The following is a 20,175-nucleotide window of genomic DNA, read 5'->3' on the forward strand; positions in this document are numbered from 1 at the left end:
GCACCAGACCCCTCCGACCTCGGGCAACCGGTCGGAGGGGTCTTCTCGTCGCGCCTTCTCGTGCCCGCTTGTCGGAGCCGCCGCGCCGGGCGTCGCCGCTGCCGACGCAGGCGTCCCATGGGTACGTACGGGGCATCCCGCACGGTGTGGGCGTCCGTCCCCGGCCCGTTCACGCGCTGCTCCCCGACGGCTGCCTGAGCCGTACGAGTGGTGTTCATCGGAAGATCTGCGCAGCGGTGGCGTTGCTCCGCACCATCCCGAGATGCGTACACATCATGAGAAAGGTATGTAGATCGCTCAACCCGAAAGCGAGGGGCCATGGCTGCCGTCAAGGTCACGCACCCGGTCACGCACGTCTGGACCGCCTTCTTCTCTCTCCTGTCCGCGATCCTCACCGCTCTCGGCCTGAAGCGCACGCCGAAGGCCGCCATCGCGGTGTACGCCGGCCAGGCCGCTCCGGCCGCCCCTCGCGAGGCAGCCGCCCCGGCCGCCCGTGGCGCCGCACCCCTCTGCTGCGCACCGGTACCGGTATGGGCCTCCGGACACGTCCGGTCCCTGCCGCCCACGATCAAGCAGCGCATCCGCGCCGAGGCGCACGGCGCCTCACCCTCCGTACGCCACCTGCCCGCCGCCCTGGTTCCGCACCCGGCCGACGTCACGGACGCGACCGGCCCGGTCGGCCCCGCCGACCGGGCCGACCTGATGGAGCAGGCCGACCGGGCCGACCAGGCCGACCGGGTCGACCGGGGCGACCTCGCGCTCGCCGCCTAGCGGCGCTCGTCGTCCGTGCCCGTGGCCGTACCCGTGCCCGTACCCGCGTCGGCGTCCGCGTCGGCTTCCGCCTCCGCCTGCTTGGCCTCCACCTCGGGGTCGAGCGCAGCCGGGCCGGTACCGTCCACGGAGGTCAGCGGAGTGCGATCCGCCACTTCGGTGGCAGCCGGGGGCTCGACCAGCCAGTCCGGGTTGGCCTGCTTGTCCCACCACTTCCAGGCGGCGAAGGCGCCGCCGGCCAGAACGCCGAAGACCGCGAGCCCCTTGGCGAGGCGGCCGGCCCTGGCCCGACGCTCGTGCTTCCTCACGATCTTCTGAATGTCCTTGACCGTCACCTGACCGCGCATGGCGGCCACGGCGGCGGCGGAGCGGGCCATCGCCTGCTCCCTCACGGGCTGAGCGGCGGCCATCGCCTGCTCCACCCGCGGCATGGTGTAGACAGCCGCCTGGCGTGCGGCCTGACGGGTCCGGACCGCGGCGCGATGCGCGGCCTCGTCGACCTTCGGCGGCACATGGGGGGCGACACGTGTGTCGAACTGGACTCGTGCCTGTGTACGGGCCTGACGCGCGGCCTTCGAGACCTTCGGCGCGACCCTGACACGTGCCTCGCTCGCGTAGTGCTGCGCGTAGTGCGCGGCCGTGTCCTTTGCCGTTCCGGCGTAGGGCGCCACCACTTCCGCGGCGTGCCGCACGCTGTCTTTCGCCGAACTGGTCGCGGCGCGCACGCTGTCCTTGCGGGTCACGGGATCCTCCTCCTCGGTGGCGGGGTCGGTATTCGCCTTTCCGTCCTTTTTGAAATCATGCCTGTCGGTGTTCTCGACGGCATGCGTACAGGGGCATCCGGGGCAACGGGGCGCGAACGCGGTGCGGCCGGAAGCCCGGTGGCCACGCTGTCACGGTTTCCCCTTCCCGCGCGGCGCTTCGGGTATGACGGGCCCACCTTTCTTCCTGGGCGGCCCTTCCGTGCGAGGATCGGTGGACGTCAGAGCAGACTTACGGAAGGCACATCGTGGCCGAGCAGCTTTACGCCACCCTGAAGACCAACCACGGCGACATCGAGATCCGGCTCTTCCCGGACCACGCGCCGAAGACGGTCAAGAACTTCGTCGAGCTCGCCAGGGGTGAGCGCGAGTGGACCCACCCCGCGACCGGGAAGAAGTCCACCGACCGCCTCTACGACGGCACGGTCTTCCACCGTGTCATCAGCGGCTTCATGATCCAGGGCGGTGACCCGCTGGGCAACGGCACCGGCGGCCCGGGCTACGAGTTCGGCGACGAGTTCCACCCGGAGCTCTCCTTCAACAAGCCGTACCTGCTCGCCATGGCCAACGCCGGTCCGGGCACCAACGGTTCACAGTTCTTCCTCACCGTGGCCCCCACCACCTGGCTGACCGGCAAGCACACGATCTTCGGTGAGGTCGCCAACGAGGCCGGCAAGAAGGTCGTGGACGCCATCGCGGGCATCCAGACCAACCCGCGCACGGACCGCCCGGTCAACGACGTGGTCATCGAGGCCGTCGAGATCGAGTCCCGCAAGGCCTGACTCCGCGGTCCCTCCGCGATCGGGGCCCCGCGGTCCCTCCCGTGACCGAGCGCCCCGAGGGACCTGAAGGGCCTGATGGTCCCATGAGCACCCACAGCCCCGAGGCCCCCGACGGCCTCGAAAGCACGGACAGCCCCGGGAGCAGCGACTGCCCGGCGGGCACCGACAGCCCCGGGCGTACCGGCGGCCCCGGGAGCGGCGATTGGACGCGGGGAACCTTTCCGCCTCGTCCATCCGTAAGGATGGACGAGGCGCAGTCGTCAGACGGGCAGAGTCCGAGAGGCCGACGAGGGGATCCCATGGAGCAGGCGCAGGTGCCGGGCTGCTATCGCCATCCCGGCGTGGAGACGGGGGTCCGATGCACCCGCTGCGAGCGGCCCATCTGTCCCGCCTGCATGAGGGACGCGGCGGTGGGCTTCCAGTGTCCCGAGTGCGTGCGCGACGGGTCCGGCACCGGGCACTCGCGCACCGCCAACCAGCCGCGCACGATCGCCGGTGGCCGGATCACGGCGGGCCATCCGCATCTGGTCACCCACGTCCTCATCGGCCTCAACCTGCTGGTGTTCCTCCTCGGCAGGCTGAACCCGGCGCTCATCGACGAGATGGTGCTCATCGGGTTCGCCTTCGATCCCGATCTCAACCGGGTGGTGGGCGTCGCGGACGGTGAGTGGTACCGGCTGGTGACGTCGATGTTCCTGCACCAGGAGATCTGGCACATCGCCGGCAACATGCTGCTGCTGTGGCTGCTCGGCGGCACCCTGGAGGCGGAGCTCGGGCGGGTCCGGTACGTGGCGCTCTACCTGCTGTCCGGTCTGGCCGGCAGTGCCCTCACCTACCTGATCGCTGCGGAGAACCAGGGGTCGCTCGGCGCCTCGGGCGCCATCTACGGGCTGCTGGGCGCCACCGTGGTGCTCGTGCGCCGGCTCGACCGCGACCTTCGGCCCATCATGGCCCTCGTGGTGATCAACTTGGTGATCACCTTCGCGTGGGACGGGATCGCCTGGGAGGCCCACATCGGCGGACTGGTCGCCGGTGTGGTGATCGCGTACGCCATGGTCAACGGCTCCCGTGAGCGGCGTGCCCTGCTGCAGGGCGCCGCGTGCGCGCTGATTCTGGGGCTGACCTTGGCGACGGTGATTCTGAGGACGGCCGCGCTCAGCTGAGCGCACCTTGTCCCCACCGTTGTCCACAGCGTGTGTCCGAACTTGCGCACCGGGTGGGGAACGTCTGTGCCCCTCGCCTCTGACCTGCGGTTTCTCGGCAAGGGCAAGGGGCGGACCGGCCCGTCGGAAGCGGTCTGGCGCAGTCACACCGGCGTCAACCCGATGCGAGTTATCCACAGATGGTCTGACCTTTTCCACGCGCTGTGTACAACGCTGTGGATAACTCAGGGCAGGGCTTGACCGTGGTGCCGTACCGCTACTTCCACTGCGTGGAGACGCCGAACCCGGCCGCGATGAAGCCGAAGCCGACGACGATGTTGAGGTTCCCGAACGACTTGACCGGCAGGGACCCGTCGGTGACGTAGAAGACCACGATCCAGGCGAGCCCGATGGCGAACAGTGCCAGCATCACCGGAGCCACCCAGCTGCGGCTGGTCAGCTTGATGTTGGTCGCCTGCTTCGTGGACGGCGGCGGCGTGAAGTCGGCCTTCTTGCGGATACGTGACTTCGGCACGAGGGACTCTCCTGTCGATGCGCTGCGTGACCGCGCAGGAACTGTGGCTTCGGGGCTGGGCACCGGGGTGGGGGCGAGGGGGACCACCGCCTCACCCGGGCGTCCGTTAGCGTAGTGGTTCCGCGGGGCTGAAGGAGATAAGGGTACGTTGAGCAATTCCGCCGACTCTCCCCAAGAGCCGGCCGGGCGCAGGAACTGGCGGCCGGTCCGGTTGCTGACCGCTGCCGTCTTCGCCCTCGCCGGACTGATCTTCGTCACCAGCTTCAACACCGCCAAGGGCACCAACATCCGTACGGACGCCTCGCTGCTGAAGCTCTCCGACCTCATCCGTGAGCGGAGCCAGAAGAACGCCGAACTCGACGAGACGACCGCGACGGTACGGGACGAGGTCGACACCCTCGCCCGCCGTGACGACGGCTCCACCGAGGCGGAGGACGCCCGGCTCGGGGCCCTGGAGAAGGCGGCCGGCACGACCAAGGTCGCCGGCCAGGGCCTCACCGTGACCCTCAACGACGCCCCGCCCGGCGCCCAGGCCGCCCCCGGCTACCCCGAGCCGCAGGCCAACGACCTGGTCATCCACCAGCAGGATCTCCAGGCCGTCGTCAACGCCCTGTGGAAGGGCGGCGCCAAGGGCATCCGCGTCATGGACCAGCGGCTGATCTCCACCAGTGCCGTCCGCTGCGTCGGCAACACCCTGATCCTCCAGGGCCGCGTCTACTCCCCTCCCTACCGGATCACCGCCGTAGGTGACACCGGGAAGCTCCAGCGCGCGCTGGACGACTCCACCGCCGTCCAGAACTACCTGCTGTACGTGAAGGCGTACCGGCTCGGCTGGAAGGTCGACGAGCACGAGTCGGTGACCCTCCCCGGCTACTCGGGCACAGTGGATCTCCACTACGCGGAGCCCGCGAGCTAGCGCCCAAGGGGCCGGAGGCCGGCCCCGGCCTGTGACGGAGGGCAAGTCCCCGGCTTTCCACAGCTGACCCACCCGGGCGGCATCGCCCCGTACTCTGGGTGCGGTATCGAAGGGCATTCGACGGAAGGACCGGCAGGCGTCATGTACGGCTGGATCTGGCGGCATCTGCCGGGCAGCGCGTGGGTGCGGGCGCTGATCTCGCTCGTGCTGATCCTCGCGGTGGTCTACGTGCTCTTCCAGTACGTGTTCCCCTGGGCGGAGCCTCTGCTTCCGTTCAACGATGTGACGGTGGACGGTCAGTGAGCGCGCGCATTCTCGTCGTCGACAACTACGACAGCTTCGTCTTCAACCTGGTCCAGTACCTGTACCAGCTCGGTGCCGAGTGCGAGGTCCGGCGCAATGACGAGGTCGAGCCGAGCCACGTCCTCGGGGTCCCCCCGGCGGGGTCGGGGGGAGGGTTCGACGGCGTCCTGCTCTCGCCCGGCCCCGGCACCCCCGAGGAGGCCGGCGTCTGCGTCGACATGGTCCGGCACTGCGCCCGCACGGGCATCCCGGTCTTCGGTGTGTGCCTCGGCATGCAGTCGATGGCGGTGGCGTACGGCGGTGTCGTCGACCGCGCGCCCGAGCTGCTGCACGGCAAGACCTCGCCGGTCGTGCACGAGGGGCGGGGCGTCTTCTCCGGGCTGCCGTCCCCGTTCACCGCGACCCGGTACCACTCGCTGGCCGCCGAGCCGACCGCCCTGCCGGACGTCCTGGAGGTCACCGCGCGGACCGAGGACGGCATCATCATGGGGCTGCGGCACCGCGAGTTCGCCGTCGAGGGCGTGCAGTTCCACCCGGAGTCGGTACTCACCGAGTACGGACACCTGATGCTCGCCAACTGGCTGGAACAGTGCGGCGACACCGGTGCGGTCGGCCGGTCGGCAGGGCTCGCCCCAGTGGTGGGCAAGGCCGTAGCGTGACCGCGGTGCGTCCGGAACACGAGCACGGTTCACCGTGGTTCCGGGCGTCGAACCTACCGGAATCCCAGGTTCCGGATCCCGGGCAGGCACCGGCACGGGACCCGGCTTCCGCCCCGGAGCCCGTTGTGGAGCAGGACCCCTACGCCGGTACGTGGGCCCCCGGCCCCCCGCCCGGCCCCGTGCCGGACGACGAGACGATGGCCCTGCGCACCGAGGAGACGCGGCGCACAGTGGCCGGACCGGAGGCAGGGCGGCCCGGACCCGCGCCCGAGCGGCCCACCGGCGGCCGCGCCGAGCGCCGCAGGGCCGCCAAGGGGCGCGGGCGCCGTCGCAAGGGCTCTTCCCCGGCACCCGCCGCGCCCCCGTCGCCGGGCCCCGGCAGGCCGCTCACCCGCGTGGAGGCCCGGCGCGCCGCCCGGGCGCGCAAGGACAGCGCCGGCGTCGTCGCCAGCCGGATCGTCGGCGAGCTGTTCATCACGTTCGGCGTCGTCATGCTGCTGTTCGTCACGTACCAGCTGTGGTGGACGAACGTCCGCGCGGGCTTCCAGGCCGACAAGGCGAAACAGGGCATCGAGAACGCCTGGGCGGAGGGCCGCAAGCCTGACGCCTTCGAACCCGGCCAGGGCTTCGCGATCATGTACATCCCCAAGCTGGACGTCGCCGTGCCCATCGCCGAGGGCATCGACAAGAAGCGGGTCCTCGACCGGGGCATGGTCGGGCACTACGCCGAGGGGCAGCTCAAGACGGCCATGCCCTCCGACAAGCGGGGCAACTTCGCGGTCGCCGGCCACCGCAACACCCACGGCGAGCCGTTCCGCTACATCAACCAGCTGACGCCGGGCGACCCGATCGTGGTGGAGACGCAGGACGCGTACTACACCTACGAGATGACGAGCATCCTGCCGCAGACCCCGCCCTCGAACGTCTCGGTGATCCAGCCGGTGCCGGAGGGCTCGGGCTTCACCGGACCGGGCCGGTACATCACTCTCACGACCTGTACGCCCGAGTTCACCAGTACCTACCGGATGATCGTGTGGGGCAAGATGGTCGACGAACGCCCGCGCAGCAAGGGGAAACCGGACGCGCTCGTAGGCTAGGGCGGCCTGGCTTCGACCTTCAGACGGGACAGATGTAGTGGCACGTGCGCGCAACCGGATCGCCGGCGTCATCAGTGTCTTCGGCGAGCTGTTGATCACCGCCGGGGTGCTCATGGGCCTCTTCGTCGTCTACTCACTGTGGTGGACGAACGTCCTGGCCGACCGTGAGGCCGACAAGCAGGGCGACGAGGTACGCGACCACTGGGCCTCGGCGGGACCCGGCGCCCTCGACACCAGGGACGGCATCGGCTTCCTCCACGTACCGGCGATGAAGAGCGGCGAGGTGCTGGTCAAGAAGGGCACCGACCCCAAGACCCTGAACAACGGCGTGGCCGGCTACTACACCGCCCCCGTCAAGTCCGCCCTCCCCTCCGACAAGCAGGGCAACTTCTCGCTCGCCGCGCACCGGGACGGGCACGGCGCGAAGTTCCACAACATCCACAAGCTGAAGACCGGTGACTCGATCGTCTTCGAGACCAAGGACACCTGGTACGTCTACAAGGTCTACAAGACGCTCCCCGAGACCTCGAAGTTCAATGTGGACGTCCTCCAGCCGGTGCCCAAGGAGTCGGGAAAGACCAAACCGGGCCGGTACATCACGCTCACCACGTGCACGCCCGTGTACACCTCCACGTACCGCTACATCGTGTGGGGCGAGCTGGAGCGCACCGAGAAGGTCGACAGCGCCCGTACGCCCCCGGCGGAGCTGCGCTGACGGAACGGAGAAGCCCCGGCACCCTGAGGGTGCCGGGGCCTTGCCGTGTGCGGAGTCGGTCAGTCCTGGCGGAGGACGGCGCCCGACGGGCCGCCGAAGAAGCCGCGGTCCTCGTCGTTGTCGCCGTTGTTCCCGTTGCCGCCGTTGCCGCCGTTACCACCGTTACCGCCGCCCTGGCAGCCCAGGGTGGTCAGGGTGACGGTGGTGGTGGCCGGGTCCACCGGGGTGCCGACCTGCGGGTCGCTGCCGGTCACGATGGCGTTGTCGTCGTTCGGGCAGCCCTCGGCGACCTGGACGTTGGTGAAGCCGGCGGCTCCCAGCGTCTGCTTGGCCTGGCCCAGGGGCTGTGGCCGTACCTCGGGCACCGGGACCTGCTGCTGCTGGGGGCCCTTGGAGACCTTGAGGGTGATCTCGCTGCCCTTGGGGGCCTTGGAGGTGCCCTCGGGGCTCTGCCCGACGACGGTGTTCGCCGGCTGGTTCGAGTCCACGTCCTCGCGCTTGACCTGGAAGCCGAGGGTCTCCAGCTGCGACTTCGCCGCGTCGAACTGCTGACCGGTGACCGGCGGAACCTCTCGCTCCGCCTGCTTGGACACCGTGAGGGTGATCCGAGCGCCCTTCTCGGCCTGAGTGCCGCCCGCCGGGTCCTGCTCCAGCACCTCGCCCGGCTGCTTGTCGGACTCCTTGTACTCGACCTTGACCTCGAAGCCCTTGTCCTCGAGCGCCTGCTTCGCGCTTCCCTCGGACTTCTCCGTGACGTCCGGGACCTCGATCTTCGCGGCACCCTCGGAGACGACGACCTCGATGGTCTCGCCCTCGTTCAGCACTCCGGACTGCGGCGTCTGGCTGCAGATGGAGCCCTTCGGCCGGTCGCAGGCGTCCGTGCCCGACCGGGCGATCTTCAGCCCGGCCTCCTCCACGGTCCGTTCCGCCTCCGGGAACGGCTTGCCGACCACATTGGGCACGGTGATGGTGCTCGAGCCGGAGCTCTCGCCGCCGAAGACCACCTTGCCGATCAGGATCGCGCCGACCAGTACCAGGATGCCCGCCAGGATCAGCAGGATCGTCGAGAGGTTCGACTTCCGCTGGCGGCGGCGGTCCGGGCGGTCGTCGTAGCCGTAACCGCCGTCGTCCGGGTTGACGGGCGGCAGCATCGACGTCTGTCCGGCCGGGTCGGTCGGCCGCATCGCCGTGGTCGGCTGGTCGTCGGGGCCGAAGCCCCCGTAACCGGCCGCCCCCATCGCCGCCGTCGCGGCCACCGGCTGGCCGTCGAGGCACGCCTCGATGTCGGCGCGCATCTCGTCGGCCGACTGGTAGCGGTAGTCCGGGTCCTTGACCAGCGCCTTCAGGACGATGGCGTCCATCTCGGGCGTGATCTCGGGGTCGAAATTGCTGGGCGGCTGCGGCTCCTCGCGTACGTGCTGGTACGCGACCGCGACCGGGGAGTCGCCCACGAACGGCGGGCGGACGGTCAGCAGCTCGTACAGCAGGCAGCCGGTGGAGTAGAGGTCGGAGCGGGCGTCGACCTGCTCGCCCTTGGCCTGCTCGGGGGAGAGGTACTGGGCGGTGCCGATCACGGCCGCGGTCTGCGTCATGGTCATCCCGGCGTCGCCCATGGCGCGGGCGATGCCGAAGTCCATGACCTTGACCTGGCCGGTGCGGGTCAGCATGACGTTCGCCGGTTTGATGTCGCGGTGGACGATGCCGGCCCGGTGCGAGTACTCGAGGGCCTGGAGGATGCCGACCGTCATCTCCAGCGTGCGCTCGGGCAGCAGCTTGCGCCCCGAGTGGAGGAGCTCACGCAGGGTGGAGCCGTCGACGTACTCCATCACGATGTACGGGATGGAGATGTTGTCGACGTAGTCCTCGCCGGTGTCGTAGACCGCGACGATCGCCGGGTGGTTGAGCGAGGCGGCCGACTGGGCCTCACGGCGGAACCGGGCCTGGAAGGACGGGTCACGGGCGAGGTCGGCCCGCAGCGTCTTCACGGCGACGGTGCGGCCGAGCCGGGTGTCGTGGGCGAGGTAGACCTCCGCCATGCCACCGCGGCCGAGCACCGAGCCCAGCTCGTACCGGCCGCCGAGGCGACGCGGCTCTTCCATAACTGTTCCAGCCCTCTCCGTCAGTCCCGACCGCACCCGTGTGTGGTCCGGCGGTGTGCTGTTCGCGCATACGCTACCGGCCACGGGAAGTCGATCGGACCGCGACCACTACCTGATACGGGACCGGTACACACCGGCCCTCAGGTGCGGCCGCGACCCGCGCGTCACTTCTTGCTGTCGAGTACCGCCTTCATCACATCGTGGGCGATGGGCCCGGCGAGGCCGCCGCCGCTGATGTCGTCACGGATGGCATTGGAGTCCTCGACCACCACGGCGACGGCGACCGGGGAGCCGTTGTCGGTCTTGGCGTAGGAGATGAACCAGGCGTAGGGCCGGGCCTTGTTCAGCTCGCCGTGCTGCGCGGTGCCGGTCTTGCCGCCGACCGTCGCGCCCTTGATCTTCGCCGAGCCACCGGTGCCGTGGTCGCTGTTGACCACGCCCTCCATCATCTCCTGGACGAGCTGAGCGGTCTTCGCCGACATCGGCCGGCTCATCTCCTCCGGCTCGTGCTTCTCCAGCACGTCGAGGTCCGGGGAGCGCAGCTCCTCCACCATGTACGGCTTCATCAGCTTGCCGTCGTTGGCGATCGCCGCGGCCACCATGGCCATCTGGAGCGGAGTGGCGTTGGTGTTGAACTGGCCGATGGCGGAGAGCGCGTTCTGCGGGCGGTCCATGTTCTTGTCGTAGACCGACGTGGCGGCACGGACCGGGGTGTCGATCTCCGCGTTGTTGAAGCCGAACTTCTCGGCCATCTTCACCATGTCGTCGCGGCCCACCTCGTGACCGAGCTTGGCGAAGACCGAGTTGCAGGAGACCTCCATCGCGTACTTCAGCGTGGCGTTCTCACAGCCGCGGGCGTGGTTGACCATCTCGCGGGTGGTGTCGGGAAGGATGTACGGCTCGGGTGTGTCGGTCGCCGCGTTGATGTCGGTGACCTTGCCGTACTCCAGCGCGGCGGCGGCCGTCAGCACCTTGAAGGTGGAGCCGGGCGGGTAGATCTCGCGCAGCGCGCGGTTCAGCTTCGGCTTGTCCTTGTCGTTCTCCAGTGCCTGCCAGGCCTTGGCGTCCTTGTTGTGGTAACCGGCGAAGGAGGACGGGTCGTACGACGGGGTCGACGCCAGCGCCAGGATCTTGCCGGTCGACGGCTCGATGGCGGCGACGGCGCCCTTCTTGTCGCCGAGGCCCTCGAAGGCGGCCTTCTGCGCGACGGCGCTCAGGGTGGTGACGACGTCGCCGCCCTTCTTCTTGTCCCCCGTGAACATCGACAGGGTGCGGTCGAAGAACAGCCGGTCGTCGTTGCCGGTGAGGATGCCGTCGTGGAGCTTCTCGAGCTGGTTGGCGTCGAACGCCTGCGAGGCGTAGCCGGTGACCGGGGCCCACATGGGGCCGTTGGCGTAGGTGCGCTTGTACTTGTAGAACGGGTCCTTCGAGTCGACGGTGCCGGTGATCGGCTTGCCGTCCACGATGATGTTGCCGCGGACGTTGGCGTACCGCTCGATCGTGACCCGGCGGTTCTTCTCGTGAGTGCTGAGCTCCCCGGCGCGGACGTACTGGATCCAGTTGTCCCGGATCAGCAGGGCGAGTACCAGCAGGCCGCAGAAGATCGCGATATGGCGCAGGGGCTTGTTCACGGTCGGACCACCTGGGTCATCTCGGCGTCGGGGGACGGGGCGGGTGCCGGCGCGGGACGGCGGGCGGTGTCGCTGATCCGCAGCAGGATGGCGATCAGGGCCCAGTTGGCGATCACCGACGAGCCGCCGTACGCCAGGAACGGCATGGTCATACCGGTCAGCGGGATCAGGCCCATCACACCGCCGGCGACGACGAAGATCTGGAGGGCGAAGGCCCCGGACAGGCCGGTCGCCAGCAGCTTGCCGAACGGGTCGCGGGCGGCGAGCGCGGTACGCAGGCCCCGCTCGACGATCAGGCCGTACAGCAGCAGGAAGGCCATGACACCGGCCAGACCGAGTTCCTCGCCGACCGTGGCGAAGATGAAGTCGGAGTTGGCAGCGAAGCCGATCAGGTCGGAGTTGCCCTGCCCGAGCCCGGTGCCGAGCGTGCCGCCGGAGCCGAAGGACATCAGCACCTGCGTCATCTGGTCGCAGGCCTGGGCCATGTTGGAGCTCTCGGGGGCCGTCTTCAGGCACTCGAAGGGGTCGAGCCAGGCGGCGACACGGGACTTGACGTGGCTGGCGGTCGAGCCGACGACGACCGCGCCGCCCACGGCCATCAGCAGACCCATGATGATCCAGCTGGTCCGCTCGGTCGCCACGTACAGCATGATCACGAACATGCCGAAGAACAGCAGCGACGTACCGAGGTCGTTCTCGAAGACCAGGATGAGCAGGCTGACGGCCCAGATGGTGAGGATCGGGCCGAGGTCCCGGCCCCGCGGCAGGTACAGCCCCATGAAGCGGCGGCTGGCCAGCGCGAGCGCGTCCCGTTTGACCATCAGATAGCCCGAGAAGAAGACCGCGATGACGATCTTCGCGAACTCTCCGGGCTGGATGGAGAAGGGGCCGACCTTGATCCAGATCTTGGCGCCGAAGACGGCCGAGCCCAGACCGGGGACCAGGGGGAGCAGCAGCAGGACGATCGCCACCACCATGGAGATGTACGTGTAGCGCTGGAGGACGCGGTGGTCCTTCAGGAAGATCAGCACCACCAGGAACAGCGCCACACCGATCGCGGAGTACATCAGCTGCTTGGGCGCGTCCGGGCTGTAACTGTCGTACAGGGCCATGGACTTCGCGATCACGCGTGGCGACTGGTCCAGCCGCCAGATCAGCACCAGCCCCAGCCCGTTGAGCAGGGTCGCCAGCGGCAGCAGGATCGGGTCGGCGTACTTCGCGAACCGCCGCACCAGCAGGTGGGCGATGCCCGCCAGCAGGCCCAGGCCGATGCCGTAGCCGAGCATGCCCGCCGGGACCTTGCCGTCCAGGGCGAGGCCCACGTTCAGGTACGCGAAGACCGGGATGGCGACGGCGAAGCCGAGCAGCGCCAGCTCGGTGTTCCGGCGGCTCGGCAGATCGATGGCGCCGATGGTGGTCGTGTTGGTGACAACGCTCATGGTGGTGACAGGCCCCCTACGGGTGCTTACTGCTTGCCGCAGTTCGAGGCCAGCTTCTGCTCCTCCTCCGAGAGGGTGGGGCCCGGAGTCGGAGTGGCTGCGGTGCTGGTGGACGGCTTGGGCGTGGGCTCGGTCGGGAGGCCGGTCATACCGCCGGCCTGGCCCTCACCGGGGGGTGCGGCGGGCAGCCGGTCGGCCGCCTTCTGGCGCTGCTCCTGCTTCTTGCAGGCGGATGCCTGGGCGGCCAGCTCTTCGATCTTGTCCTGCGCCTTGCCGAGGCTGCCGCCGGCGATGGTGTCCTCGACCTGCTTGCGCTGGTAGTCGGGGAGGTACTTGAGTTCGATCTCCGGGTGGTCCTTCTCGACGTCCGAGAGCGAGACCCACGCCAGGTCCTGGCTGATGCCGCGGTAGAGGGCGACGTGGTCGTCCTTGGGGCCGACGTAGTACTGCGTCTGGGTCCAGCGGTAGCCGCCGTACGCCGCGGCGCCGACCACGGCCAGGGCGAGCACGATGAGGAACGATCTCTTCAGCCACTTGCGGCCGCCGCGCGGCTTGGTGAAGTCCTGTTCGCTGTACGCGCCGTAGCTGCCCTCCGGCGGCATGCCGCCGTACCCGAGGTCGTCGCCGCTGCCGGGCGGGCCGAAGCCGCCGCCGGGCGGCGGTGGTGCCTGGCGCCCGAGGCCGGCGGCGCGGCCCGCGGGGGTCTCCATGGCGCCGCCGTCGTTCAGCTGCGTCTGGTTCTCGGCGACCGCGCCCACGACAACGGGGGTGTCGCTGAGCTGCCCGGCCAGGGTGTCGCCGCCGTCGACGTCGAGGACGTCCGCGACGATCACGGTGATGTTGTCCGGGCCGCCGCCGCGCAGCGCGAGCTGGATCAGGTCCTGGACGGTCTCCTGGGGGCCCTGGTAGCTGGCGAGGGTCTCCTCCATCGTCTGGTGGGAGACGACGCCGGACAGGCCGTCGGAGCAGATCAGGTACCGGTCGCCGGCGCGCACCTCACGGATGGAGAGGTCCGGTTCGACGTGGTCGCCACTGCCCAGCGCGCGCATCAGCAGTGAGCGCTGCGGGTGGGTGGTGGCCTCCTCCTCGGTGATGCGGCCCTCGTCGACCAGGCGCTGCACCCAGGTGTGGTCCTGGGTGATCTGCGTCAGGACGCCGTCGCGCAGGAGGTACGCCCGGGAGTCGCCGACGTGGACCAGGCCGAGGCGCCGGCCCGTCCACAGCAGGGCGGTCAGGGTGGTCCCCATGCCCTCCAGCTGGGGGTCCTCCTCGACCATCAGCCGCAGCTGGTCGTTGGCGCGCTGCACCGCCGTACCGAGCGAGGTGAGGATGTCGGAGCCGGGTACGTCGTCGTCGAGCGTGACCAGCGTCGAGATCACCTCGGAGGAGGCGACCTCACCGGCGGCCTGGCCGCCCATGCCGTCGGCGATCGCGAGCAGCCGGGGACCGGCGTACCCGGAGTCCTCGTTGCCCTCGCGGATCATGCCCTTGTGCGATCCGGCGGCGAAACGCAGTGACAGACTCATGCGCACCTGCCCTGTCGACTCCGACGCCTCCGGGTACAGCCGGTCTCGAGCCACACTGCCCACCCTCCGGTCGGGAGCCTGTGCCGGTCACCTGTGGGCACCGCTGCGGCTCGCTCGCTCCGCTCGCTCATTGTCGTACTACTTCCGCAGCTCGATGACGGTCTTGCCGATGCGGATCGGCGCGCCCAGCGGAATCGGTGTCGGGGTGGTGAGTCGGGTCCGGTCGAGATACGTGCCGTTGGTGGACCCGAGATCCTCGACGATCCACTGGCCGTCACGGTCCGGGTAGATCCTGGCATGCCTGCTGGACGCGTAGTCGTCGTCCAGGACGATCGTGGAGTCGTGCGCGCGTCCCAGAGTGATCGTCTGGCCCTGGAGGGCGACCGTGGTGCCCGTGAGGGTGCCCTCGGAGACGACCAGCTTGGTCGGGGCCCCGCGGCGCTGACGGCCGGACTGCTGGCGCTGCTGCGGCGGTGCCGCGGCCTGCTGGCGGGCGCCCTGCTGGGGCCGTGCGCTCTCGCGCCGCGAACCGCGCTGCGTGACACGCGTCCCGAACAGGTCGCTGCGGATGACCTGGACGGCCACGATGACGAACAGCCACAGTACGGCGAGGAAACCCAACCGCATGACCGTGAGGGTCAGCTCTGACATTGCCCCCGCTTCACCCTTCGGCTTGCCGGTAAACGATGGTGGTACTGCCCACGACGATTCGCGAGCCGTCGCGGAGCGTAGCGCGGGTGGTGTGCTGCCCGTCCACCACGATGCCGTTGGTGGACCCGAGATCCTGGATCGTCGGGGGCGTTCCGGTCCGGATCTCGCAGTGGCGGCGCGATACGCCGGGGTCGTCGATCCGCACGTCGGCTTCGGTGCTGCGGCCCAGCACCAGCGTCGGGCGGGAGATCTGGTGGCGGGTGCCGTTGATCTCGATCCAGCGGCGCACCTGGGCGCCGGGCACGGGGCCGGCCGCCGGCGGGCGGCCGGCGGGCGGCCGGTTGATACCGGGCGGCGGGGCCGACGGCATGGGAGGAGCGGCGGCGGGAGGGTAGCCGTAGCCACCGGGGCGGCCACCGGCCGGAGACGCGGCCGGAGCGGCGGGGCCCGCCGCGCCGGGGGACTGTGACGTACTCGACGCGAGCGTACGGCTGCGTACCCGGTACAGGCCCGTGTCGAGGTCGTCCGCCTTCTCCAGGTGGACCTTGATCGGGCCCATGAAGGTGTAGCGCTGCTGCTTGGCGTAGTCGCGCACCAGGCCCGACAGCTCGTCGCCGAGCTGGCCCGAGTACGGACTGAGGCGCTCGTAGTCCGGCGCGCTCAGCTCCACGATGAAGTCGTTGGGGACGACCGTACGGTCACGGTTCCAGATCGAGGCGTTGTTGTCGCACTCGCGCTGGAGGGCACCCGCGATCTCGACGGGCTGGACCTCGGACTTGAAGACCTTGGCGAAGGTGCCGTTGACCAGACCTTCGAGACGCTGCTCGAAACGCTTCAGGACTCCCATGGGGCACCTCCTCCGTCGTTGCCGTCCTGGTACTGCTTACTGATCGTATCCACGCGTCGGGAAATCGGCTGGTTCCCCTTCTCTGCCCTGTGGACGAGTGTCACCTCTCACAGGGATCGTAGAGGCGCCCTCCAGACAGTGTCCCGCACCTGACGCGCACCCTGGAGGAGTGGGTGGGACGGTAAGGCGTTCCCTGTTCCGCCCGCGGTGTCCCAAGGCCTTGTCTCCCGGGTCGCGCGTCCTGTGCCGGGCCCCCGGAGGTGAGGGTGGGCGCGGGGCGCCGTGGGTTGCGTGGTGGTACCGGGCCCGGGCGGGTCCGGGCGGGTCCCGGCACCGGCCGTGCGGTCGTGGCCGGCTCCCGCGCGCCGTTCCGGACACGCGGCCCGTGCGTCGCCACTCGTCCTCTCCTCCTCCGTCCTTGCCCTCCTCCCCGTCTCTGTTCGCCGGCGAGGCGCCCGAAACAAACGGATGTGAATCCACCTCCTGTGGCGTGCTAATCTTCAGATGTCGCCAGGGGGACGGACCGGGAGAACGGTGCGAAACCAAGCGGCAACACCCAATGCGCGGGTGGCGGAATAGGCAGACGCGCTGGATTCAGGTTCCAGTGCCCGAAAGGGCGTGGGGGTTCAACTCCCCCCTCGCGCACCAGAGAAACCGATGAGACGGGTTCTCGCCAGAGACGAAAGTCCTGGTGAGGGCCCGTCTCTCGTTGTGCGTTCGGGTCCGTGGCGGGGCTGGGTGCTGCGGGCGTGCGGGCCCCGGCAGTGACCGAAGTCACTGTCGGGGCCTGCGTGTTGTGCCCTGCCGCGCGGAGCGGCGGGCGGTGACGAAGCCGGACCGGCGGGCAGCCGGCCGGGCGTGCCGGGGCCGGTGGGGCCGGGCTTCGGGGGCGGGTTCGCAGGGCGGGGCCGTCGGGCCGGGCGGGCGGACAGGAGGCCGGCCGGGCGCGCCCGCGCGGCCGTGCCGTGTCGCGCGGGGGACCGGTCCGTGTCCGCCGGCCGGGAAGCCGTACCGCACGGGAAGGTCACCGCCGCGCCCCGCTCGTGGCCGTCCGGAGGGCCGGGGACGGCGCCGGGGGCCGCCGGCCGGTGCGGTCCGGCGGGAGGCGTCCGGAAGGGCTTCCTGTCACCGTTCGGCGGTGGTGGCCCGCTGGTAGACGTCCGGGATGCCGTCGTGGTCGTCGTCGCGGTTCTCCTCCTCGTACAGGCGGCGGTAGATGCCGTTGCGCCGCTTGATGAGGAGGGCCGCCAGGACGGCGGCGATGAGGGAGCCGGCCAGGACCGCGGCCTTGACGTGCTCGGTGGTGGCCGGATCGGGGAAGGCGAGTTCACCGATGAGCAGGGCCACGGTGAAGCCGATTCCGGCCAGCACCGCGAGTGCGAGCACGTCCGCCCAGGCGAGCTCCGGGTTCAGCTTGGCGCGGGTGAACCGGGCGGCCAGGTAGGTGCCGGCGAAGATGCCGAGGGTCTTGCCGACGACGAGGCCCAGCACCACCCCCAGCGGCTCCGGCCGGGTGAAGACCTCTCCCAGGGCGGCGGCCGAGACGCCGACGCCGGCGGCGAAGAGGGCGAACAGCGGCACCGCGACACCCGCGGAGACGGGGTGGAGAAGGTGGGAGGTCCGCTCGGCGGGGGACGCCGTCTCGCCCTTGTCGCGGGTGGTGCGCAGGATGAGGCCGATGGCGACGCCGGCGACGGTGGCGTGGACGCCGCCGTTGTACATCAGCGCCCAGGTGGTGATGCCGAGCGGGACGTACCACCACCAGCCGCGTACCCGGAAGCGCTGCAGGACGTAGAAGAGGGCCAGTCCGGCGAAGGCTCCGCCGAGGGCGGCGAGGTTCAGGTCGCTGGTGAAGAACACCGCGATGATCAGGATCGCGCCCAGGTCGTCGACGACGGCGAGGGTGAGCAGGAACGCGCGGAGGGCGGCGGGCAGGTGGGTGCTCAGGACGGCGAGGACGGCGAGTGCGAAGGCGATGTCGGTGGCCATCGGCACGGCCCAGCCGTCGAGGCTGCCTCCGCCGGCCGTCACCGTGGCGGCGTAGAGGGCGGCGGGCACCACCATGCCGCAGAGCGCGGCGATGACCGGCAGCGCGGCCGTGGCGGGGGTGCGCAGTTCACCGACGACCAGTTCGCGCTTGAGCTCGATGCCGGCGACGAGGAAGAAGATGGCGAGGAGTCCGTCGGCGGTCCAGTGTTCGACCGACAGGTCCAGACCGAGGGCCGGTATGCCGAAGTGGAAGTCGCGTATCTGCTCGTAGGTCCCGCTCCACGGAGTGTTCGCCCATACGAGCGCCACGACGGCTGCGCCGAGGAGGACCAGCCCACCGACGGTCTCCGTCCTCAGCGCCTGGACCACGGCGTTGCGCTCCGGGAGGGGGAGCAGGCCGAGGAAGGGGGAACGCTCGCGTGGGGCGTCAGCCATGGGTGGGCCTCCGGGGGGCTTTCGGCTTGGGGCATACGAGCCCAGGGACGCCGACCAGACTTCCCGGCACACCGCGCGTCGTGATGTAGGACCGCCCGCGAGACGGGGCGTTGACGCGTTGTTCACACCCTAACCGCCTGCCGCATGACCCGCCAGACCCCGCTTCACCTGCTGAAACGCGGTGTGCGGGAATGACGGGAGGGCCCGTCCACACCAAGGCGCGAGGTGTGTACGGGCCCTCTTCCCGCCTCCGGCGGGGTGGCGGTAGCCGGGGCGCGGGGGCGGTCAGACGGTGGTCTTCACCGACTCCGGGTCCTCGTCAGCCGTCTCACCGGCGTTGCGGGCGCGGACGTGCTCCAGGAAGGAGTTCAGCTCGCGCTTGACGACCGGGGCGAGGAGGTACAGGCCGATGATGTTGATGACGGCGAGCATGAACAGCACCGCGTCGGCCATGTCGATCAGGGTCTGCAGCGTGAGCAGCGAACCGGCGATCGCGAACAGGGTGTAGACGACCTTGTAGGTGATCTCGCTGGTCCGGCTGCGGCCGAAGAGGTACGTCCACGCCTTCAGGCCGTAGTAGCCCCAGGTGAGCACGGTGGAGATGGCGAACAGCAGCACCGCGACGGTGAGGATGTACGGGAACCAGGGCATCACGGTGGCGAAGGCGTCCGACGTGATGGTGACACCGCCGATGGACTCGCCGCCGCGGGCCTCGGCCCAGCTCGCCGGGTTGGCGATGACGATGGTCAGCGCGGTCATCGTGCAGATGACGACGGTGTCGATGAACGGCTCCAGCAGGGCGACCAGGCCCTCGCTGGCGGGGTGCTTGGTCTTGACCGCGGAGTGGGCGATCGGCGCGGAGCCGAGACCCGCCTCGTTGGAGAAGGCGGCCCGCTTGAAGCCGATGATCAGCGCGCCGAGGACACCACCGGCGACACCCTCGGGGTTGAAGGCGCCCTCGATGATGGTGGCGATCGCGGCCGGGACGGCGGTGACGTGGACCAGGATCACGACCAGGCAGGCGGCGATGTAGAGGCCGGCCATGGCGGGGATGAGCTTGCTGGTGACGTTGGCGATGGAGCGGATGCCGCCGATCAGCACGATGCCGACGAGCGCGGCGATCAGGATGCCGAAGAACAGCGCGCCGGCCGACGAGCCCATCAGGCCGTCCTCGCCGCCCGTGACGGAGACGAGCTGGGCGTAGGACTGGTTGACCTGGAAGAGGTTGCCGCCGAAGAGGCCGAAGAACAGGATCATGAAGGAGGCGAGGACCGCGAGGACCTTGCCGAGCGACTTGCCGTTCTTGCCGAAGCGTTCGGTCAGTCCCTTGGGCAGGTAGTGCATCGGGCCGCCGGAGACGGTGCCGTCGGCGTGCACCTCGCGGTACTTCACACCCAGGGTGACTTCGACGAACTTGGTGGCCATGCCCAGCAGGCCGCAAAGGATCATCCAGAAGGTGGCGCCGGGGCCACCGATGGAGACCGCGACGGCCACACCGGCGATGTTGCCCAGACCGACGGTGCCGGAGACGGCGGCGGTCAGCGCCTGGAAGTGGTTGACCTCACCTGCCGACCCCTTCTCGTCGTACTTCCCGCGCACCACGTCGACGGCGAGCTTGAACTTGCGGACCTGGATGAAACCGAACCAGGCGGTGAAGACCAGGCCGGCGACGACGAGCCAGGCGACGATGAGGGGCAGCTCCGTACCGCCGACCGGGACGGAATAGAAGACGACTTCCCCGAGCCAGGTTGCTATGGGCTCGAAGAATCCGCTGACGGCTTCGTCGACGGATGTGGTGATGGAGTCGAGTGACACGGTGGTTACCTCGATGGCGCAGTCCCGGCGCGAGGGAGGTCGCGACGGGAAGATGTGCGGTC

At 69.8% G+C, this 20,175-nt stretch carries 18 protein-coding genes and 1 tRNA gene; 9 read left to right on the top strand and 10 right to left on the bottom strand.

The genetic code is table 11. From position 1 onward, the window contains the following. Positions 1 to 318: 318 nt before the first annotated feature. Positions 319 to 771: a DUF6344 domain-containing protein gene (locus ABD347_RS00180; RefSeq protein ID WP_344354941.1), complete on the top strand. Its 453-nt coding sequence runs from the start codon at positions 319 to 321 to the stop codon at positions 769 to 771. On the opposite strand, the gene ABD347_RS00185 is transcribed toward ABD347_RS00180, so the two are convergent. Continuing rightward, positions 768 to 1,514, bottom strand: a complete 747-nt coding sequence (locus tag ABD347_RS00185) for a DUF5324 family protein (RefSeq protein WP_344354944.1) — start codon at positions 1,512 to 1,514, stop codon at positions 768 to 770. The genes ABD347_RS00180 and ABD347_RS00185 overlap by 4 nt on opposite strands. Positions 1,515 to 1,780: 266 nt before the next feature. On the opposite strand from ABD347_RS00185, the gene ABD347_RS00190 reads away from it, so the two are divergent. Then, complete coding sequence (locus tag ABD347_RS00190) at positions 1,781 to 2,314, top strand: peptidylprolyl isomerase (RefSeq protein WP_344354947.1); 534 nt, start codon at positions 1,781 to 1,783, stop codon at positions 2,312 to 2,314. A gap of 299 nt (positions 2,315 to 2,613) precedes the next feature. Beyond that, the gene (locus tag ABD347_RS00195) at positions 2,614 to 3,477 is read left to right on the top strand and encodes a rhomboid family intramembrane serine protease (protein ID WP_344354950.1); all 864 of its coding nucleotides are present in this window, start codon (positions 2,614 to 2,616) and stop codon (positions 3,475 to 3,477) included. A 256-nt stretch (positions 3,478 to 3,733) separates the two neighbouring features. On the opposite strand, the gene crgA is transcribed toward ABD347_RS00195, so the two are convergent. Further along, positions 3,734 to 3,991, bottom strand: coding sequence for a cell division protein CrgA (gene crgA, locus ABD347_RS00200; protein ID WP_344354953.1), 258 nt, complete (start codon positions 3,989 to 3,991; stop codon positions 3,734 to 3,736). A 148-nt stretch (positions 3,992 to 4,139) separates the two neighbouring features. On the opposite strand from crgA, the gene ABD347_RS00205 reads away from it, so the two are divergent. From ABD347_RS00205 to ABD347_RS00225, 5 genes are all read left to right on the top strand, one after another. Continuing rightward, positions 4,140 to 4,907: a DUF881 domain-containing protein gene (locus ABD347_RS00205; RefSeq protein ID WP_344354956.1), complete on the top strand. Its 768-nt coding sequence runs from the start codon at positions 4,140 to 4,142 to the stop codon at positions 4,905 to 4,907. Between the two features lie 141 nt (positions 4,908 to 5,048). Continuing rightward, on the top strand, positions 5,049 to 5,210 hold the full coding sequence (locus ABD347_RS00210) for a hypothetical protein (RefSeq protein WP_344354959.1): 162 nt from the start codon (positions 5,049 to 5,051) through the stop codon (positions 5,208 to 5,210). Beyond that, a complete protein-coding gene (locus ABD347_RS00215) occupies positions 5,207 to 5,869 on the top strand; it encodes an aminodeoxychorismate/anthranilate synthase component II (protein ID WP_344354962.1) in 663 nt (220 codons plus the stop codon). Before ABD347_RS00210 ends, ABD347_RS00215 begins: the two co-directional genes overlap by 4 nt. Beyond that, positions 5,788 to 6,966: a class E sortase gene (locus ABD347_RS00220; RefSeq protein ID WP_425575543.1), complete on the top strand. Its 1,179-nt coding sequence runs from the start codon at positions 5,788 to 5,790 to the stop codon at positions 6,964 to 6,966. Before ABD347_RS00215 ends, ABD347_RS00220 begins: the two co-directional genes overlap by 82 nt. A gap of 37 nt (positions 6,967 to 7,003) precedes the next feature. Next, complete coding sequence (locus ABD347_RS00225) at positions 7,004 to 7,681, top strand: class E sortase (protein ID WP_344354968.1); 678 nt, start codon at positions 7,004 to 7,006, stop codon at positions 7,679 to 7,681. A gap of 59 nt (positions 7,682 to 7,740) precedes the next feature. Here ABD347_RS00225 and pknB read toward each other — a convergent pair whose 3' ends face one another. The 6 genes from pknB to ABD347_RS00255 form a co-directional block, all read right to left on the bottom strand. Next, positions 7,741 to 9,780, bottom strand: a complete 2,040-nt coding sequence (gene pknB, locus ABD347_RS00230) for a Stk1 family PASTA domain-containing Ser/Thr kinase (protein WP_344354970.1) — start codon at positions 9,778 to 9,780, stop codon at positions 7,741 to 7,743. Between the two features lie 164 nt (positions 9,781 to 9,944). Next, complete coding sequence (locus ABD347_RS00235) at positions 9,945 to 11,411, bottom strand: peptidoglycan D,D-transpeptidase FtsI family protein (protein WP_344354973.1); 1,467 nt, start codon at positions 11,409 to 11,411, stop codon at positions 9,945 to 9,947. Next, on the bottom strand, positions 11,408 to 12,850 hold the full coding sequence (locus tag ABD347_RS00240) for an FtsW/RodA/SpoVE family cell cycle protein (RefSeq protein ID WP_344354976.1): 1,443 nt from the start codon (positions 12,848 to 12,850) through the stop codon (positions 11,408 to 11,410). Before ABD347_RS00240 ends, ABD347_RS00235 begins: the two co-directional genes overlap by 4 nt. A gap of 26 nt (positions 12,851 to 12,876) precedes the next feature. Then, positions 12,877 to 14,376, bottom strand: coding sequence for a Stp1/IreP family PP2C-type Ser/Thr phosphatase (locus tag ABD347_RS00245; RefSeq protein ID WP_344354979.1), 1,500 nt, complete (start codon positions 14,374 to 14,376; stop codon positions 12,877 to 12,879). A 138-nt stretch (positions 14,377 to 14,514) separates the two neighbouring features. Continuing rightward, on the bottom strand, positions 14,515 to 15,027 hold the full coding sequence (locus ABD347_RS00250; RefSeq protein WP_344354982.1) for an FHA domain-containing protein FhaB/FipA: 513 nt from the start codon (positions 15,025 to 15,027) through the stop codon (positions 14,515 to 14,517). A 10-nt stretch (positions 15,028 to 15,037) separates the two neighbouring features. Then, positions 15,038 to 15,874: an FHA domain-containing protein gene (locus ABD347_RS00255; protein ID WP_344354985.1), complete on the bottom strand. Its 837-nt coding sequence runs from the start codon at positions 15,872 to 15,874 to the stop codon at positions 15,038 to 15,040. A gap of 561 nt (positions 15,875 to 16,435) precedes the next feature. Here ABD347_RS00255 and ABD347_RS00260 point away from each other — a divergent pair. Further along, positions 16,436 to 16,522 (top strand) — tRNA-Leu (locus ABD347_RS00260). 477 nt (positions 16,523 to 16,999) lie between these two features. Here the strand turns inward: ABD347_RS00260 and nhaA are convergent. After that, a complete protein-coding gene (nhaA, locus tag ABD347_RS00265) occupies positions 17,000 to 18,298 on the bottom strand; it encodes a Na+/H+ antiporter NhaA (RefSeq protein ID WP_344354988.1) in 1,299 nt (432 codons plus the stop codon). A gap of 285 nt (positions 18,299 to 18,583) precedes the next feature. Beyond that, positions 18,584 to 20,113 carry an alanine/glycine:cation symporter family protein gene (locus ABD347_RS00270; RefSeq protein WP_344354990.1) on the bottom strand — a complete coding sequence of 510 codons (1,530 nt, stop codon included), beginning with the start codon at positions 20,111 to 20,113 and terminating at the stop codon, positions 18,584 to 18,586. Positions 20,114 to 20,175 lie beyond the last annotated feature (62 nt).

This window comes from Streptomyces gobitricini (assembly GCF_039532985.1).
GTDB classification, from domain to species: domain Bacteria; phylum Actinomycetota; class Actinomycetes; order Streptomycetales; family Streptomycetaceae; genus Streptomyces; species Streptomyces gobitricini.